The organism is Lentzea sp. NPDC054927 (assembly GCF_053610285.1).
The window spans coordinates 133,112-149,352 of the sequence record NZ_JBSGXZ010000007.1 but is presented as its reverse complement, the minus strand read 5'-3'; the positions used below and the strand labels follow the sequence as shown (position 1 = coordinate 149,352).

Genomic DNA, 16,241 nt, shown 5'->3' with positions numbered 1-16,241 from the left:
TGCGCGGTGATCAGGAATTTCGGCGGCCTAAGGTCGTTGACGTGGCAGTGGACATCTCGATAACCGCACCGCAGCCCCGGCCGAGCGCGGCGGCCATGAGGCGTGCGCTGCGCCGGGCCGCCGACGGTGCTGTGCTCGACGCGACTGAAGCGGCCGTGTTGCTCCATGCGCGCGGCGAGGACCTGGACGCGCTGTTGGCCTCGGCGGGCAGGGTGCGGGACGCGCATCTGCTCGCGGAGGGGCGTCCTGGTGTCGTCACGTACAGCCGGTCGGTGTTCATCCCGCTGACGAGGCTGTGCCGGGACCGGTGTCACTACTGCACGTTCGCAACCGTGCCGCACAAGGTGCCCGCTGCGTTCCTCGAACGCGACGAGGTGCTGGAGATCGCGCGCAAGGGTGCGGCGGCGGGGTGCAAGGAAGCGCTGTTCACGCTCGGCGACCGGCCGGAGGACCGCTGGCCCGCCGCGAAGGAGTGGCTGGAGGCGCGCGGCTTCGAGTCCACTTTGGACTACGTGCGGGCCAGTGCCATCGCGGTGCTCGAGGAAACCGGTCTGCTGCCGCACCTGAACCCCGGCGTGCTGAGCTGGGAGGAGCTGTCGCGGCTGCGGCCCGTCGCGTCCAGCATGGGCATGATGCTCGAGACCACGGCCGAGCGGCTGTGGAGTGAGAAGGGCGGCCCGCACTACGGCAGCCCGGACAAGGATCCGGCGGTCCGGCTGCGGGTGCTGACCGACGCCGGACGCGTGAACGTCCCTTTCACCACCGGAATCCTGATCGGCATCGGCGAGACGATTGCCGAGCGCGCGGAGTCGTTGCTCGCGATGCGTCAGGTCGCCAAGCAGTACGGGCACATCCAGGAAGTGATCATCCAGAACTTCCGCGCCAAGCCGGACACGGCGATGCGCGGCATGCCCGACGCCGACCTCACCGAGCTCGCGGCCACGATTGCCGTGGCGCGCCTGGTGATGCCGTCGACCGTGAGCGTGCAGGCGCCGCCGAACTTGGTCGGCGGTGAGTTCGACCTGATGCTGCGCGCGGGCGTCGACGACTGGGGCGGCGTCTCGCCGATCACGCCGGACCACGTGAACCCCGAGAAGCCGTGGCCGCAGGTCGACAAGCTCACGGAGATCACCAAGGAAGCCGGTTTCTCCTTGCAGGAACGGCTGAACGTCTACCCGCGCTACGTTCGCGCGACGGCGGGGCAGTGGATCGACACCCGGCTCACCGCGCACGTTTCCGCGCTGGCGCTGGAAAACGGTCTCGCGAACCCGGAGGCGGAGGTCGTCGGCCGCGAGTGGCAGGAGCCCGACGGCGGGACCGACACGTACGGCCGCGCGGACCTGAACACCTCGATCGACACCGAAGGCCGCACGAACGACCGCCGCGGCGACTTCGACGAGGTCTACGGCGACTGGGACGAGCTGAAGATTCCCGTTGCCCCGCAACGGCTTCCGGATGACGTCCAACGTGGACTGAAGATCGCGGCGAACGACCCCGCGGCGTTGCTCGGCGACACCGAGGCCGCGATGGCACTGCTGACGGCCGACGGCGACGCGCTGGAGGAGATGACGAAGCTCGCCGACGATCTGCGGCGCGAGGTGGTGGGCGACGACGTCACGTACGTGGTCAACCGGAACATCAACTTCTCCAACGTCTGCTACGTCGGATGCCGCTTCTGCGCCTTCGCCCAGCGCGAGCGTGACGCGGACGCTTTCCGGCTCTCCGCCGAGGAAGTGGCCGACCGCGCGCAGGAGGCGTGGGACGACGGCGCCACCGAGGTCTGCATGCAGGGCGGCATCGACCCCAAGCTGCCGGTGACCTACTACGCCGACGTCGTGCGCGCGATCAAGAAGCGTCTGCCCGGCATGCACGTGCACGCGTTCAGCCCGATGGAGATCGTCTCGGCCGCCGCGAAGGCGGGCGTGAGCGTGCGCGAGTGGCTGAGCGAGCTGAAGGAAGCCGGCCTCGACACGATTCCGGGCACGGCGGCCGAGATCCTCGACGACGACGTGCGCTGGGTGCTCACCAAGGGCAAACTGCCGACCGCGACCTGGCTCGACGTCGTCGGCACGGCTCATGAGCTGGGCATTCGCTCGTCGTCGACGATGATGTACGGCCACGTGGACCACCCCGGGCACTGGCTCACGCACTTCCGGGTGCTCGCGAAGCTGCAGGACAGGACCGGCGGGCTCACCGAGTTCGTCGCGCTGCCGTTCGTGCACCGCAACGCCCCGATCTACCTGGCGGGAGTCGCCCGCCCCGGCCCCACCCGCCGCGACAACCGCGCCGTGCACGCGTTCGCGCGGTTGGCGTTGCACGGGCGGATCGACAACATCCAGTGCTCATGGGTGAAGCTCGGTGACGAGGGCACCGCGGAGATCCTCAACGGCGGTGCGAACGACATCGGCGGCACGCTGATGGAGGAGACCATCAGCCGCATGGCCGGATCCGAGCACGGGTCGGCGCGTACTGTGCGTGAGCTTGAAACCCTGGCTTCGCTCGCAGGGCGTAACGCCCGTCAGCGGACTACGACATATGGGCGAGTGCATATCGATCACCAGTGACCGATAGTCTGTTTCGGCGCACAGACGCTACCGGCCTTCGGTAGCTTGGCGGCCAATCAGTCAGCAAGGTTCACTCGTTCCGGGGTGGATCTGTGCCTTGGGGAGGCTCGGCAAGTGCACGGCATGAGTCTGGTACTGAGCGCTGCGGTCGAGAGCAGCATGACCGGCACCGCTGCCGGTCCCGTCGGCCTGATCGCGGTCGCGGCGGGTGTGGGCGGTCTGGTGTTCGGCCTGGTGAAGCGCCGCAAGCCGGCCACCGTCACGGCCGCGAACCAGCGCGTCGATCTGGCGCAGCAGGACACCGCGCAGAACTGATTCACCTGGTCTGAGAAGATTTCGTCCGTGTCCACGGAGAACGCGCCAGCACAGCCAGCCAAGCGCCCCCGCGTCCTGTCCGGCATCCAGCCGACGGCCGGGTCGTTCCACCTCGGCAACTACCTGGGTGCGGTGCGGCAGTGGGTGGCGCTGCAGGAAGACCACGACGCGTTCTACTGCGTCGTCGACCTGCACGCGATCACCGTGGAGCAGAACCCGAAGGAACTGCGCCAGAACACCCGCGTCTCCGCAGCTCAGCTGCTCGCACTGGGCATCGACCCGGATCGGGCGACCCTGTTCGTGCAGTCGCACGTCCCGGAGCACGCCCAGCTCGGCTGGGTCATGCAGTGCATGACCGGCTTCGGCGAGGCGTCGCGGATGACGCAGTTCAAGGACAAGTCCGCGCGCCAGGAGCAGTCCGTCGGCGTGGGCCTGTTCACCTATCCGATCCTGCAGGCTGCGGACATCCTGCTGTACCAGGCGCACTACGTGCCGGTCGGCGAGGACCAGCGCCAGCACCTGGAGCTGACCCGCGACCTCGCGACGCGCTTCAACTCGCGTTACGGCAAGACCTTCCGCCTGCCGGAGGCGTACATCGTCAAGGACACCGCCAAGATCTTCGACCTGCAGGACCCGACGGCGAAGATGAGCAAGTCGGTGCCCGGCGGCGTCGTCGAGCTGCTGGAAGACCCGAAGCGCTCGGCCAAGAAGATCCGCTCGGCCGTCACCGACACGGGCCGCGAGATCGTGTTCGACGTCGAGAACAAGCCGGGCGTCTCGAACCTGCTGACGATCTACTCGGCCCTGACCGGCCGCACGGTCGAGTCGCTGGTGCTCGACTACGACGGCAAGGGCTACGGCGACCTGAAGAAGGACCTCGGCGAGGTCTTCACCGACTGGGTCACGCCGGTCCAGGAGCGGGTTCGCACGTACCTCGACGACGTGGCCTCGCTGGACAAGATCCTGGCCTCCGGAGCCGAACGAGCCCGCGACGTCGCGGCCGGCACGTTGCGCCGCACGTACGAGAAGATCGGCTTTGTTCTGCCTGAGTAGTGCACTTGCACTAGCGTCTTGCGAGTGGACAAGTGGCGGCGGAAGTACGCGTGGCTCGACCACATCATGCTGGCGTACGAGCGCTTCACCGAGAGGTACGGCACGCACTACGCCGCCGCGGTGACGTACTTCAGCGTGCTGTCGCTCGTGCCGATCCTGATGATCGGTTTCGCCATCGCCGGTTTCGTACTGCAGTCGCAGCCGGACCTGCTGGCCGAACTGCGCGCGGCCATCGCCGAGGCCGTGCCGGACAAGCAGCTGAGCGAGCAGATCAACGAGGCCGTGAACACCGCCCTGGACTCCAAGGGCACGGTCGGCATCATCGGCCTGCTCGGCGCGGCCTACTCCGGCCTGGGGTGGATGGGCAACCTCCGCGACGCGCTGACCGCGCAGTGGGGGCACGCCAAGGAGAACCTCCCGTTCCTCGGCACGCTGTGGCGTGACCTGGTGGCGCTGATCGGCCTCGGGCTGGCCATCGTGCTGTCGTTCGGCATCACCGCCCTGGGCTCCGGTTTCGCGGAGCAGGTGCTGGAGTGGATGGGGCTGGAGGACGCCGGCTGGGCGCGCGTCCTGCTGAAGATCGGCTCGATCATCCTGTCGCTGCTGGCGAACTGGATGGTGTTCCTGTGGGTGCTCGCACGATTGCCCCGCAAGCCCGTCGGGTGGCGCTCGGCGCTGCGCGGGGCGTTTGCGGCGGCCATCGGGTTCGAGATCCTGAAGCAGGCGGCGACGATCTTCTTGTCGTTCGTGACGTCCTCTCCGACCTCGGCCGCGTTCGGGTCTGTCATCGGTGTGCTGGTCTTCGCGAACCTGGTGGCGCAGTTCTTGCTGTTCATCGCGGCCTGGACGGCTACTGCGCGGGAGAACCGGGAGCCTGAGGTGGTTCCGGCGCCGCCGCCTGCGGTCATTCAGCCCGTGGTGTCGGTTCGGTCTGGGCCTTCGCCCTCGTTGATGCTCGGGGCTGGGGCCGTGGTGGGGGCGCTGCTCGGGCTTCGGTGGCGCAAGCGCTAGGTCGGGCCGTGTAGGAGCGGGTTGCGTGCGACAGATCGTCTGCTGCACGCCGAGGTAAAGCCCCAATCGCGGAGCGTGGGTGCATCACCGCTGCCCAGCAGTCCATCAGCAGCGGGCTCACCCATCGTGGCAATACCGACAGAGCAGCCATCGCGGCGTTGCCACGTGGGCGCGCCGTGCCGTGCGTCAGGTCGGCTCGACGATTCGCACGGGTGGCCTCGGTCTTGCCGCTGCCGCCCGGTGTGCCTTCTTCAGCTCTCGCGCGACCTGCTCCGGGTGGTCGCGCAGGCGGGTGGGCAGCGTTTGCACGACGAGGATCCCCGCCGCCGCGTATCGGCTGTTGCGGGCGAGGGTTCGTTCGTAGTTGCGCGGGCCGTAGTGGAAGGCCTTCGAGTCGATCTCCCAGGCGAGGCCCACGTCGTCGAACCACGCGTCCGGGCGGCCGATGATCACGCCGTCGGCGTCCGCGATCGTGGCGTTCCAGTGCGGGGTGGTCAGGCGGATCTTGCGGGAGAGGCGGCGGGCGTCGCGTTCGGCTACGGATTGCGCCCTTCCCAGTTCCTTCAGGACGGCGCGGACGAGCTTGGTGCCGTAGCGGTTGGTGGTGGCTTCCGCGCGGAGGCTCTCGGGTGTGCAGCGGCCCTTCTGGATGGCGGCGGCGATCAGGGCCGTGGCGTCGTCGGGCGAACGGAGTTGCCGGCACGCGTCCACGACGGCGCGGTCTGCGGACACGAGAGGGAAGCCGCTCACGACGGAAGCGGGCGGCATCGGGGAGGCGCGTTCCATGATCAGGGTGCCGCTGCCGCGGGCTGTGCCTGGCACCAGCACGTGGATCTCTGGGCCGCGGGTGGGCAGGCCGTGGCGGCGGCAGGCTTCTGCGCCGGTGACGACGGCGCCGGGGCCTGCGCGGAGCAGGGCCGCGGTGACTTGCTGGTCGCGCGTGGGCGGGCCGTTGTGCAGCAGCACGACACCTGGGTGCATGCGCTGCCACGGCCCGCCCGGGCGGCATTTCAGCCAGGGGTCCGGGACCCCCAGCGACTTCAGGGCGCCGGCACTGATGACACCTAGATCGCTGCGTTCGCGCAGTTGTTCGATTCGCATGTCGTCAGTGTGACGAGCGCCACCGACAGTTTTTGACGGTCAGCGGCGGTAGGCGTGCCTGGCGCGGTCGAGCAGCAGCATGAGCACACCCGCGGCGGCCAGCAGCATGCCGAGGGCCACCAGCCAGCCGATCGACGAGGCACCCGTGTTGGCCAGGCGGTTGTCCTGGTGGCGCGGGGGTGCGGCGACCGGTTTGGTCGTCGTCGGCGGTTTCGTCGTCACCGGAGTGGTCGTCGTGGAAACCGGTGGCGTGGTGGTGGTCGTCGTGGACGTCACCGGAGTGGTGGTGGTCGACGTCGAAGTCGACGGAGTGGTGGTCGTCGTTGACGAGGACGTCGTTTTGGTCGTTGACGTCGTCGTGCTCGTGGTGGTGGTGGACGTGGTCGTCGTCGGTTTGGTCGTGGTCGTGGTGGTGCTCGATTTCGTCGTCGTCGTGGGCTCGCCTCGTGCTTCTGGCGAGCGCCACCCCGGACGGTCCTTCGGGCACCACGCGGCGGCGCACACACGGCCGTCGTCGGAGGCCGAGGCTTCCGGTCCGGCACCTGACAGTCCTGCGACCGTCAACACCGCACCCGCGGCGAGAACACCGATGTAGGCGATACGTGACATGGACCGATGGTTGCGCCCGGATACCGCACGTCGCGCGTGCCGCGCGCACACGTCACCCGCGCGTGGAGCGACATCCCTCGATCAGGTCCAGAAGACCGCGATGCCGATGTTCAGCACTACGAGCGACGCGGCGGTCGGCATCAGCCAGGACGGGGCCTTGGGCTTGTTGACGTTGATCGCCACGACGACGGCGATGGCCACGACGACCAGCAGCTTCACGCCGATCTTGACGTGGTCGTACTTCACCGAGTCGACCAGCGGATCGATGCCCACCAGCGCGACACCGGTCAGCAGCTGCAGGGCGGCGCCGTGCAGCCAGCCCTTGTTGACGGGGGCGTCCTTGCCGGCCTTGGCCTGCAACATGATCATCGCGACCAGCATGCCCATGCCCAGCAGGTGCAGGAACACCAGCAGCAGGCGTACGAACTCCACAGCGTTTCCTATCGACGTCGAGTGGCCAGGAAGCCCCGCACGCCCAGCACCCCGATGACGGTGCCGAACACGAGCGAGGCGATCACGAGCACCAGGTGCACCGTGAAGAAAGCGGTAGGTCCGTCGCTGAACGAACGAGGGTCTTTCCAGATGTTTTTCAGGAACGTGGGCCAGATCACCCACGACCACACTCCGAAAGCCACCAGGAAGAGTGACATCGGGCGCGAGAGCTTCACGGCGACCAGTATCGGACGTGGTGCGTGCAAGCCGCTAAACGGGGGTGGATAGCCTGGGGCCGTGCCCTTCACCAAACGGCTCATCGTCGCCCTGGTCCTAGCAACGGCCACAGCCGCGTTCGCCGCACCGACCGGCACCGCACAGCAGGCCGCCGGCTCGGCTCAATGCGCGAACCGCGAGACCCCGCCGCCACCGGTGGACACGTCCGAGCAGCCGGCGCCGGGCCAGAAGGCCCCGACCGCGCTCGAGGTGCCGGAGAAGCCGATCGGCGGTGACCGGCTGGGCGAGTGCGGCCTGATCCTGCCGCCGAACTCGGCCCAACCACCGTCCGGCATCACGGCGGCCTCGTGGCTGCTCGCGGACATGGACAGCGGTGCCGTCATCGCCGCGTACGACCCGCACGGCCGTCAGCGCCCCGCCAGCGTCATCAAGGTGCTGCTCGCGATGGTCGTCGCCAAGGAATTGCGCGGCGACCTCGTCGTCACCGCGAGCGCCGAGGACACGCAGCAGGAGTGCACCTGTGTCGGCCTGAAGGACGGCGGCCAGTACACGGTCCGTCAGCTGCTGCACGGCCTGCTGCTCACGTCGGGCAACGACGTGGCGCACACCCTGGCCCGTCAGCTCGGCGGCGTCCCGAACGCCCTGCGCAAGATGAACGCCATGGCCAAGGAGCTCGGCGCCCTCGACACCCGTGCCGTGACGCCGTCGGGCCTCGACGCCCCCGGCACCAGCACCTCGGCCTACGACGTCGGCCTGATCTTCCGCGGCGCCATGAAGTACGACGAGTTCGCGCAGGCCATCAAGCTGCAGCAGGCCCAGTTCCCCGGCCGCAACGGCGGCACGATCATGCTGACGAACGACAACCGCCTCCTCGCCAACTACGAGGGCGCGCTCGGCGGCAAGACGGGCTTCACCGACGACTCGCAGCACACCTACGTGGGTGCCGCCGAACGCAACGGCCGCCGCCTCGTCGTCGTGTTGCTGCGCGGCCAGCAAACTCCGACCCGCATCGACGCCCAGGCCTCGAAGCTGCTCGACTACGGCTTCGCGATGGGCCCCGGCGGCGTCGGCAAGCTGGTGGACGGCGCCCCGCAGCCCAAGCCGAACGTCGTCACCACCCAGAACAACCAGGCCTCCAACGACGTGGCCGCCACGGACACCGGCACTGGCCGCCCGACGCCGACCGCGTTCGGCACCGTCGGTCTCCCGATCACGGCCGCGGCGGGCATCGCCCTGCTGGCTGGTCTGCTCCTCTACATCCGCGGCAAGCGGGCCAAGGCGGCACGGGCACGCCGCCAGGCCGCACAGGCGCCACAGGGCGTCTGAGCCACTTCGGACGGTCTACGAGCCTCCAGCGCCGGCGCTGGAGGCTCGTTCACGTCGCGGGACCATCACAGCGGTGAGAGCCAGCACGCCGATGATCAGCACCATCGACGTGAGCACCGCGGCGGACGTGCCGAACCGGAAGAACACCGCGCCCAGCAGGGCCACCCCGGCGGTCGCGCCGAGCTGTTGCACCGCGTTCAGCAGCCCGGACGCCCACCCGGTCTCGTTCGGGGCGGCCACCGACAACGCGTTGCCGAAGAACGGCACGGTGAACATCCCGAGCCCGATTCCGGCCACCAGCAGCGGCACCGCCGTGAACGACACGACGACCCCGGCCAAACCCACCAGCACCAGCACCAGCCCAGCGCGCATCACCCGCGGCCCGAACCTCGGCACGAGCACGGACCCGGTGATCCACGAACCGAGCGCGAGTCCCGCCGACCACGGCAGCAGCGTGAGCGCGGCACCCGCCGGCGTTCTGCCCTCCCGCAGCTGCAGGTACAGCACCAGGACGAACACCAGGCCGTTCATCACCGCGAAGAACAGCAACGAACCGGCCAGCGATGCCGGAAACACCCGGCCGCGCAGCAGTCCGCCCAGCTCGGGCCGGCTCGTGGCGCGGTCCTCGCGGATCAACGGCGCGGCGGCCAGCACGGCCAGGCCGAGCGGCACGTTGACCAAGAACACCGACTGCCAGCCGAACGCCTCGGTCAGCAGCCCCCCCACCACCGGACCGCACAACGCGGACAGCGCCATGACGGGCCCGATGGTGCCCAACGCCTTGGGCACCTCGTCTCCGGAGAACATGGCACGGATCAGGCCGAACGTCTGAGGGATGATCAACGCGGCACTCGCCCCCTGCACCGCACGCGCCGCCAGCAGCACCGCCACGTGGGGCGCCCACGCACACGTTGCGGAGCACAACACGAAGACGAGCATGCCGATCACGAACACCCGCCGGCGCCCGAAAAAGTCGCCGAGACGGCCACCGGCGATCAGCAGCAGCCCGAACGGGAGCGTGTAGCCGTTGGTGAGCCACTGCAGCGCGGTGTCGCTCACCGAGAGATCGGCGCGGACCGCGGGTGCCGCGATCGGCATCACGGTGCTGTCGAACAGGTTCATCGCCTCGGCGAGCAGCAACGCGGCAAGCGCGGGCCACCGCCACCTGTGTGGCTTGGTCATGTACGCCAAGTTAGGTATCCACGACTGGAACAATCGCATCAGAAGCCAGGACTGACTGATACTTCCAACAGAGCGGCTCTACCATCGGAAATGTGACACTCGACGATCTTGACCGAGCGGTCCTGCACGCGCTGCACATCGACGGCCGCGTCCAGTTCAGCCACGTCGCGACGGTGCTCGGCACATCACCGCAGACAGTGGCCAGGCGCTACCGGAAGCTGCAGGAGAGCGGCGCGCTGCGAGTGGTCGGAATGATCGACGCCCGCAAGGCAGGACAGGTGGAGTGGTTCCTCCGGCTGGGCTGCACCCCGGACGCGGCCCTGAAGGTGGCTCAGGCGCTGGCACAGCGGCCGGACACGTCGTGGGTGCAGCTCACCTCGGGCGGCACCGAGATCTCCTGCGTCGTCCGGGCCGCCAACGCGCCGGAAGCCCTGCTGCTGCAACAGCTGCCGAAGACGTCGAAGGTCGTGTCGGTGTCCGCGCACTGCCTGCTGCGCTCGTTCGTCGGTGGTCCGGTCGGCTGGAGCGGCCGGGCGAGCGTGCTCACGGCAGAACAGGTCGCCCGGCTCACGCCGTCGTTCGAGCCCGCAGAGTCCGAAGTGGACGAACGCCTGCTGGCCGCGCTGCGCCAGGACGGCCGCACGACGTTCGCCGACCTCGCCACGGTCACCGGGTGGTCCGAGCCGACCGTGCGCCGCCGGGTCAACCACCTGCGTGCCGCCGGGATTCTCTACTTCGACGTCGACGTGGACCCGGTCGCGCTCGGCTTCACGGCGATGGCGGTCCTGTGGATGTCGGTGCGGCCCAACCGGCTCGTGACCGTCGCGGAAGCCCTTGCGCGGCAACCGGAAGTCGCGCTGGCGGCGATCACGACCGGCCCGGCGAACGTGCTCGCGAAGGTCGTCTGCCGCGACACCGACGCGCTCTACACGTACCTGACCGAACGGGTCGCCACGATCGAGGGCATCGATCGGATGGAGACCGCGCCGGTCATCCACACCGTGAAACGAGCCCGTTGAACGCGAAGGCGCCGCGCCCCCGACGGGGACGCGGCGCCTCGAGACAGCGAACGATCAGACGCGCTTGAACAGCAGCGCGCGCTTCACTTCCTGGATCGCCTTGGTGACCTGGATGCCACGCGGGCAGGCGTCGGTGCAGTTGAACGTGGTCCGGCACCGCCACACGCCGTCGATGTCGTTGAGGATGTCGAGCCGCTCCTCAGCGCCCTCGTCCCGCGAGTCGAAGATGAACCGGTGCGCGTTCACGATCGCCGCCGGGCCGAAGTACGAGCCCTCCGCCCAGTAGACCGGGCAGGACGTCGTGCAGCAGGCGCACAGGATGCACTTCGTGGTGTCGTCGAAGCGCTCGCGGTCGGCGACCGACTGGATGCGCTCACGCGTCGGCTCGTTGCCGTAGGTCACGAGGTACGGCTTGACCGCGCGGAACGCCTCGAAGAAGGGCTCCATGTTGACGAGCAGGTCCTTGTTCACCGGCAGGCCCTTGATGGGCTCGATGGTGATCGTGGTGTGCTTGTCGCCCTTTTCCAGCAGGTCCTTCAGCAGGACCTTGCACGCCAGGCGGTTCACGCCGTTGATGCGCATGGCGTCCGAGCCGCAGATGCCGTGTGCGCAGGAGCGGCGGAACGTCAGCGTGCCGTCCACGTACCACTTGATGTGGTGGAGCAGGTTCAGCACGCGGTCCGACGGGAGTGCCGGGATGTCGAACGAGTCCCAGCGCGGTTCGTCGTCGAACTCCGGGTTGAACCGGCGGATCTTGACGGTGACCGTGACAGCGCCGTCCGGAACCGGCGGCTGGGAGCCGCGCGAGCCAGCAGTAGTTTCGGTGGTGGCGGTCATCAGTACTTGCGCTCCATCGGCTTGTACCGGGTAAAGGTGACGGGCTTGTAGTCCATCCGGATGTCCGCGGTCAGACCGTCGCCCTGCTTGTAGAACATGCTGTGGCGCATGAAGTTCGTGTCGTCGCGGTTCGGGTAGTCCTCGCGGGCGTGACCGCCGCGGGACTCCTTGCGCTCGAGCGCGCCGTGCACGAGCACCTCGGCCAGTTCCAGCAGGAAGCCGAGTTCGACGGCCTCCAGCAGGTCCGTGTTGAAGCGCTTGCCCTTGTCCTGCACCTGAATGTGCGCGTAGCGCTCCTTCAGGGCCTGCACGTCGTGCAGCGCCTTCTTCAACGTGTCCTCGGTGCGGTACACGGACGCGTTGGCGTCCATGGTGGCCTGCAGCTCGGTGCGGATGTCCGCCACGCGCTCCTGGCCGTGCTCCGACAACGCCAGGGCGACCTGCGCCTCGACGGACGCGGCCGGGTTCTCCGGCAGGTCGACGTGCGACTCACGCGACAGCGCGTACTCCGCGGCGGCGATGCCCGCGCGGCGGCCGAACACGTTGATGTCCAGCAGCGAGTTCGTGCCCAGGCGGTTCGCGCCGTGCACCGAGACGCACGCGCACTCACCCGCGGCGTAGAGGCCGGGAACGACGTTGTCGTTGTCCCGCAGCACTTCGCCGTGGATGTTCGTCGGGATGCCACCCATCGCGTAGTGCGCGGTCGGGTACACCGGGACGGGCTCGACGACCGGGTCGACCGCGAGGTACGTGCGGGCGAACTCGGTGATGTCCGGCAGCTTCGTCTCCAGCACCTCGGCGCCGAGGTGCGTGCAGTCGAGCAGCACGTAGTCCTTGTTCGGGCCGGCGCCACGGCCTTCCAGCACCTCGAGGGCCATCGAGCGGGCCACGATGTCGCGCGGCGCCAGGTCCTTGATGGTCGGGGCGTAGCGCTCCATGAACCGTTCACCCGAGGCGTTGCGCAGGATCGCGCCCTCACCTCGCGCACCCTCGGTCAGCAGGATGCCGAGACCGGCGAGGCCGGTCGGGTGGAACTGGTAGAACTCCATGTCCTCCAGGGGCAGGCCCTTGCGGAAGACGATGCCCATGCCGTCGCCGGTCAGCGTGTGGGCGTTCGACGTGGTCTTGAAGACCTTGCCGAAACCACCGGTCGCGAACACGACGGACTTGGCCTGGAAGACGTGGATCTCGCCGGTCGCCAGCTCGTACGCGACGGCGCCGGTGCAGACCGGGCCGTTCTCCGTCTCGGTCAGGCAGATGTCGAGGACGTAGAACTCGTTGAAGAACTCGATGCCGTGCTTGACGCAGTTCTGGTACAGCGTCTGCAGGATCATGTGACCGGTGCGGTCAGCGGCGTAGCAGGCGCGGCGCACGGCGGCTTCACCGTGGTTGCGCGTGTGCCCGCCGAACCGGCGCTGGTCGATCTTGCCCTCGGGCGTGCGGTTGAACGGCAGGCCCATCTTCTCGAGGTCGAGAACGGCGTCGATGGCCTCCTTCGCCATGATCTCGGCGGCGTCCTGGTCGACCAGGTAGTCGCCGCCCTTGATCGTGTCGAAGGTGTGCCACTCCCAGTTGTCCTCCTCGACGTTGGCGAGGGCGGCGCACATGCCGCCCTGAGCCGCGCCGGTGTGCGAACGCGTGGGGTAGAGCTTGGTGAGCACCGCGGTGCGGGCGCGCTGGCCGGACTCGATCGCCGCGCGCATTCCGGCACCACCAGCGCCGATGATGACTACGTCGTACTTGTGGAACTGCATTGTGGTGGGCTCCCCGCGCGGGTCAGTTCGAGATGTTCGGGTCGAAGGTGAAGATCACGAACGTGCCGAGCGAGACGATCAGCACCATCGAGACGTAGAGCAGCATCTTCAACCAGAACCGGGTGGAGTCCTTGCGGGCGTAGTCGTTGATGACAGTCCGCACGCCGTTGCCGCCGTGGATCTGCGCGAGCCAGAGCATCGCGAGGTCCCAGAACTGCCAGAACGGGGACGCCCAGCGGCCGGCCACGAAACCAAAGTTGATCTTGTGGACGCCGCCGTCGAGGATGTTCATGATGAACAGGTGGCCCAGGACCAGGACCACGAGCAGCAGGCCGGAAAGGCGCATGAACAGCCAGCTGTAGAGCTCGCCGTTGCTGCGACGGGCCGCGGGGCGGCGCGGCTGACGGGGCTTGTCGAGTGCGAGGGACATGATCAGTGACCCCCAACCAGGTCGGAGATCGTGCGCTCCATCATGAAGTAGAAACCGGGGATCATCACGACGACCCAGACGGCCAGCACGGTCCAGAGCATGACCCGCTGGTACTTGGCGCCCTTCTCCCAGAAGTCGACCAGCATGACCCGGATCCCGTTCAGCGCGTGGTAGAGCACCGCGCCGACGAGGCCGACCTCGAAGAGGTTGACGATCGGGTTCTTGTAGGTCTCGATCACCGCGTCGTAGGCGTTCGGTGACACCCGCACGAGTGCGGTGTCGAGAACGTGGGTGAAGAGGAAGAAGAACGTGAGGACACCGGTGATCCGGTGGGCGACCCAGGACCACATGCCCAGATCACCGCGGTAGAGCGTCCCACCCCCTCGGGTGGTGCCCGACCGCTCGGGTGCGCCTGCGCTGGTCATGCGCCGCGGCCTCCAACGTCAGTGGTGGTGGGTCGGCGAACAGTTCTTCTCGTGCCGACCATGACCGGAAAATCCTAGTCCCGCACGTCGGAACGGACCCAGCAGGCGCACCCGCTCTGTGATCGATGAGACACGCTGTCGATCGGCCAAGCGGTCTTGATCGATTCTGAAATGCGGTCCACGCCACAAAAAGGGCGTTGGGAGCCGGGAAACGCAGGACGGCGGCCAGGACCTCCGCCTTGGTCCGGGCCGCCGTCGTCGGCAAGGGCACTTGCCACCCTCTACACGACGAAATGACCGCGACCGGTTCAAAGTCCGGTCGAAGAAATTTCGTCGAACGTCGAACCCCAGGTCAGCGGCGGTCATGCGGCTGACATTCCGGAGTCAGCGGCACGGCAGCGGCGCGCTGGATCCTGGACGCATGGGGAGGGAACTACCGGCGGGTGGACCGGTGGCGGGGATGTCGTCGGCCATCGAGCGCTGGGCTCGTCGCGCGGAGCTGGTTCACGGACTGCTCCATTCGGACGGCGATCACTGCGCGGAAGCGACCGAAGAGGACGTATCGCCACGCGCCGAACACGATTGATCACCACTCGTGCGGCCAAAGCGTCGAATGCATAACCGATAGGGGTCTTTGTAGGTGCTGAGGGCAACGGGGTTGGTTACTAAGAGGTACGGTGCCGCGTCTAGGACCCAACAACGTCGTTGGGGAGGAACCTCAGGGAGGAGACGAGCCGTGCGTCGTCGTATGCGTGGTGTCGCGGTCGCCGCGATCGCGTTGACCAGCGTGATGACTATGGCCGCCTGCGCGAAGGACTCGGGTGGCGGAACCAACTCGAACACCGGCAGTGGTGCCGCTTGCGAGTTCGCTACGCCTCCTTCCGCGCCTGCCACCTCGAACACCAGCTCCGCGAACGGTGCCAAGGTGGACGCGAGTGCGCTGAAGATCGGTCTTGCCTATGACATCGGTGGTCGTGGCGACGCGTCGTTCAACGACTCCGCCGCCGCCGGTCTGGACAAGGCCGTCGCGGACATGGGCGTGAAGAAGGAGAACACGCGCGAGCTCTCCGCCGCCCCGAACGAGGACGAGGCCGCCAAGCAGACCCGTCTGCGCCAGCTGGCGTCCGAGGGCTTCAACCCGGTCATCGGTGTCGGCTTCGCCTACGCCGAGTCGATGAAGCTCGTCGCCGCGGAGTTCCCGGCCGTCAAGTTCGGCCTGATCGACTCCGCCGTCGAGGGCGCTGCCAACGTCACGCCGCTGCTGTTCGCCGAGCAGGAGGGCTCCTTCCTGGCCGGCGTCATCGCCGCGTACCAGAGCAAGAAGTGCCACGTCGGCTTCGTGGGCGGCGTCGAGATCCCGCTGATCCAGAAGTTCGAGGCCGGCTACTTCCAGGGTGCCAAGGCCGCCGCGCCGAAGATCGAGATCGAGAAGAAGTACATCACTCCGGCTGGTGACTTCACCGGTTTCCAGGACGCCCCGAAGGGCCAGGAAGCCGCGAAGGGCCAGATCGACAAGGGCGCCGACGTCATCTACCAGGCCGCTGGTGCGTCCGGTAAGGGCATCTTCTCGGCCGCCAAGCAGGGTGGCGTGCTGGCGATCGGTGTCGACTCCGACCAGTACAACCAGGCGACCGTCGCGGACACCAAGGACGTCATCGTCTCGTCGATGCTCAAGCGCGTCGACGTCGCGGTCTACGACTTCATCAAGGCGATCGCGAAGAACGACCTCGCGTCGCTGCCGAAGGTCTTCGACCTCAAGGTGGACGGTGTCGGCTACGCCACGTCGGGTGGCAAGATCGACGCCAAGCTGCAGGGAATCCTCGAGGGCTACAAGGCCCAGATCATCGAGGGCAAGATCAAGGTCGCGGACAAGCCGTAGTCCGATAGCCGCACGCACTCCGGGCCCTGTGAGGATTTGCCCCTCACAGGGCCTGGTGCGTGGTAGG

Annotated in this window: 17 protein-coding genes; 8 read left to right on the top strand and 9 right to left on the bottom strand. The window is 68.0% G+C overall.

What is annotated here, in order from left to right; translation table 11 throughout:
• The first annotated feature begins 41 nt into the window (after nt 1-41).
• The 4 genes from ACWGE0_RS13955 to yhjD all read left to right on the top strand — a co-directional run bounded on the left by ACWGE0_RS13955 (nt 42) and on the right by yhjD (nt 4,943).
• The gene (locus ACWGE0_RS13955) at nt 42-2,564 is read left to right on the top strand and encodes a bifunctional FO biosynthesis protein CofGH (RefSeq protein WP_452261275.1); all 2,523 of its coding nucleotides are present in this window, start codon (nt 42-44) and stop codon (nt 2,562-2,564) included.
• A gap of 123 nt (nt 2,565-2,687) precedes the next feature.
• A complete protein-coding gene (locus ACWGE0_RS13950; RefSeq protein WP_452261274.1) occupies nt 2,688-2,879 on the top strand; it encodes a hypothetical protein in 192 nt (63 codons plus the stop codon).
• Between the two features lie 27 nt (nt 2,880-2,906).
• On the top strand, nt 2,907-3,932 hold the full coding sequence (gene trpS, locus ACWGE0_RS13945; RefSeq protein ID WP_452261273.1) for a tryptophan--tRNA ligase: 1,026 nt from the start codon (nt 2,907-2,909) through the stop codon (nt 3,930-3,932).
• Nucleotides 3,933-3,956: 24 nt separating this feature from the next.
• On the top strand, nt 3,957-4,943 hold the full coding sequence (gene yhjD, locus ACWGE0_RS13940; protein WP_452261272.1) for an inner membrane protein YhjD: 987 nt from the start codon (nt 3,957-3,959) through the stop codon (nt 4,941-4,943).
• A 186-nt stretch (nt 4,944-5,129) separates the two neighbouring features.
• Here the strand turns inward: yhjD and ACWGE0_RS13935 are convergent, their stop codons facing one another.
• Complete coding sequence (locus ACWGE0_RS13935) at nt 5,130-6,044, bottom strand: hypothetical protein (RefSeq protein WP_452261271.1); 915 nt, start codon at nt 6,042-6,044, stop codon at nt 5,130-5,132.
• 39 nt (nt 6,045-6,083) lie between these two features.
• Nucleotides 6,084-6,266 (bottom strand): LPXTG cell wall anchor domain-containing protein, encoded by a 183-nt coding sequence (locus ACWGE0_RS13930; RefSeq protein WP_452261270.1) that lies wholly within the window; start codon nt 6,264-6,266, stop codon nt 6,084-6,086.
• Nucleotides 6,267-6,270: 4 nt separating this feature from the next.
• Between ACWGE0_RS13930 and ACWGE0_RS13925 the strand changes: the two genes are divergently transcribed.
• On the top strand, nt 6,271-6,639 hold the full coding sequence (locus ACWGE0_RS13925; RefSeq protein ID WP_452261269.1) for a hypothetical protein: 369 nt from the start codon (nt 6,271-6,273) through the stop codon (nt 6,637-6,639).
• Nucleotides 6,640-6,734: 95 nt separating this feature from the next.
• Here ACWGE0_RS13925 and ACWGE0_RS13920 read toward each other — a convergent pair whose 3' ends face one another.
• Complete coding sequence (locus ACWGE0_RS13920) at nt 6,735-7,085, bottom strand: hypothetical protein (RefSeq protein ID WP_452261268.1); 351 nt, start codon at nt 7,083-7,085, stop codon at nt 6,735-6,737.
• 8 nt (nt 7,086-7,093) lie between these two features.
• Entirely contained in the window at nt 7,094-7,321 is a 228-nt protein-coding gene (locus ACWGE0_RS13915; protein WP_030478462.1) for an SCO4848 family membrane protein, read from the bottom strand.
• A 61-nt stretch (nt 7,322-7,382) separates the two neighbouring features.
• Between ACWGE0_RS13915 and ACWGE0_RS13910 the strand changes: the two genes are divergently transcribed.
• Nucleotides 7,383-8,648 (top strand): D-alanyl-D-alanine carboxypeptidase family protein, encoded by a 1,266-nt coding sequence (locus ACWGE0_RS13910; RefSeq protein WP_452261267.1) that lies wholly within the window; start codon nt 7,383-7,385, stop codon nt 8,646-8,648.
• 15 nt (nt 8,649-8,663) lie between these two features.
• Here ACWGE0_RS13910 and ACWGE0_RS13905 read toward each other — a convergent pair whose 3' ends face one another.
• Nucleotides 8,664-9,830, bottom strand: coding sequence for an MFS transporter (locus ACWGE0_RS13905; protein ID WP_452261266.1), 1,167 nt, complete (start codon nt 9,828-9,830; stop codon nt 8,664-8,666).
• 92 nt (nt 9,831-9,922) lie between these two features.
• On the opposite strand from ACWGE0_RS13905, the gene ACWGE0_RS13900 reads away from it, so the two are divergent.
• Nucleotides 9,923-10,849, top strand: a complete 927-nt coding sequence (locus tag ACWGE0_RS13900; protein WP_452261265.1) for an Lrp/AsnC family transcriptional regulator — start codon at nt 9,923-9,925, stop codon at nt 10,847-10,849.
• A 54-nt stretch (nt 10,850-10,903) separates the two neighbouring features.
• On the opposite strand, the gene ACWGE0_RS13895 is transcribed toward ACWGE0_RS13900, so the two are convergent.
• From ACWGE0_RS13895 to sdhC, 4 genes are read right to left on the bottom strand one after another with little or no spacing between them, the layout of a single operon-like run.
• Nucleotides 10,904-11,686, bottom strand: coding sequence for a succinate dehydrogenase iron-sulfur subunit (locus ACWGE0_RS13895; protein WP_452261264.1), 783 nt, complete (start codon nt 11,684-11,686; stop codon nt 10,904-10,906).
• The gene (sdhA, locus tag ACWGE0_RS13890) at nt 11,686-13,440 is read right to left on the bottom strand and encodes a succinate dehydrogenase flavoprotein subunit (protein ID WP_319967524.1); all 1,755 of its coding nucleotides are present in this window, start codon (nt 13,438-13,440) and stop codon (nt 11,686-11,688) included. The genes ACWGE0_RS13895 and sdhA overlap by 1 nt, the downstream gene beginning before the upstream one ends.
• A 22-nt stretch (nt 13,441-13,462) precedes the next feature.
• The gene (locus tag ACWGE0_RS13885; RefSeq protein WP_045313181.1) at nt 13,463-13,870 is read right to left on the bottom strand and encodes a succinate dehydrogenase hydrophobic membrane anchor subunit; all 408 of its coding nucleotides are present in this window, start codon (nt 13,868-13,870) and stop codon (nt 13,463-13,465) included.
• A gap of 2 nt (nt 13,871-13,872) precedes the next feature.
• A complete protein-coding gene (sdhC, locus tag ACWGE0_RS13880) occupies nt 13,873-14,295 on the bottom strand; it encodes a succinate dehydrogenase, cytochrome b556 subunit (protein ID WP_093591546.1) in 423 nt (140 codons plus the stop codon).
• Between the two features lie 748 nt (nt 14,296-15,043).
• Here sdhC and ACWGE0_RS13875 point away from each other — a divergent pair.
• On the top strand, nt 15,044-16,174 hold the full coding sequence (locus ACWGE0_RS13875; RefSeq protein WP_452261397.1) for a BMP family lipoprotein: 1,131 nt from the start codon (nt 15,044-15,046) through the stop codon (nt 16,172-16,174).
• The last annotated feature ends 67 nt before the right edge of the window (nt 16,175-16,241 follow it).

Coding starts and splice junctions, on each gene's coding strand:
- ACWGE0_RS13950 (WP_452261274.1), top strand. CDS start 2,688: ATGAGTCTGGTACTGAGCGCTGCGGTCGAGAGCAGCATGACCGGCACC.
- ACWGE0_RS13935 (WP_452261271.1), bottom strand. CDS start 6,044: ATGCGAATCGAACAACTGCGCGAACGCAGCGATCTAGGTGTCATCAGT.
- ACWGE0_RS13905 (WP_452261266.1), bottom strand. CDS start 9,830: ATGACCAAGCCACACAGGTGGCGGTGGCCCGCGCTTGCCGCGTTGCTG.
- ACWGE0_RS13895 (WP_452261264.1), bottom strand. CDS start 11,686: ATGACCGCCACCACCGAAACTACTGCTGGCTCGCGCGGCTCCCAGCCG.
- sdhA (WP_319967524.1), bottom strand. CDS start 13,440: ATGCAGTTCCACAAGTACGACGTAGTCATCATCGGCGCTGGTGGTGCC.
- ACWGE0_RS13885 (WP_045313181.1), bottom strand. CDS start 13,870: ATGTCCCTCGCACTCGACAAGCCCCGTCAGCCGCGCCGCCCCGCGGCC.
- sdhC (WP_093591546.1), bottom strand. CDS start 14,295: ATGACCAGCGCAGGCGCACCCGAGCGGTCGGGCACCACCCGAGGGGGT.
- ACWGE0_RS13875 (WP_452261397.1), top strand. CDS start 15,044: ATGCGTGGTGTCGCGGTCGCCGCGATCGCGTTGACCAGCGTGATGACT.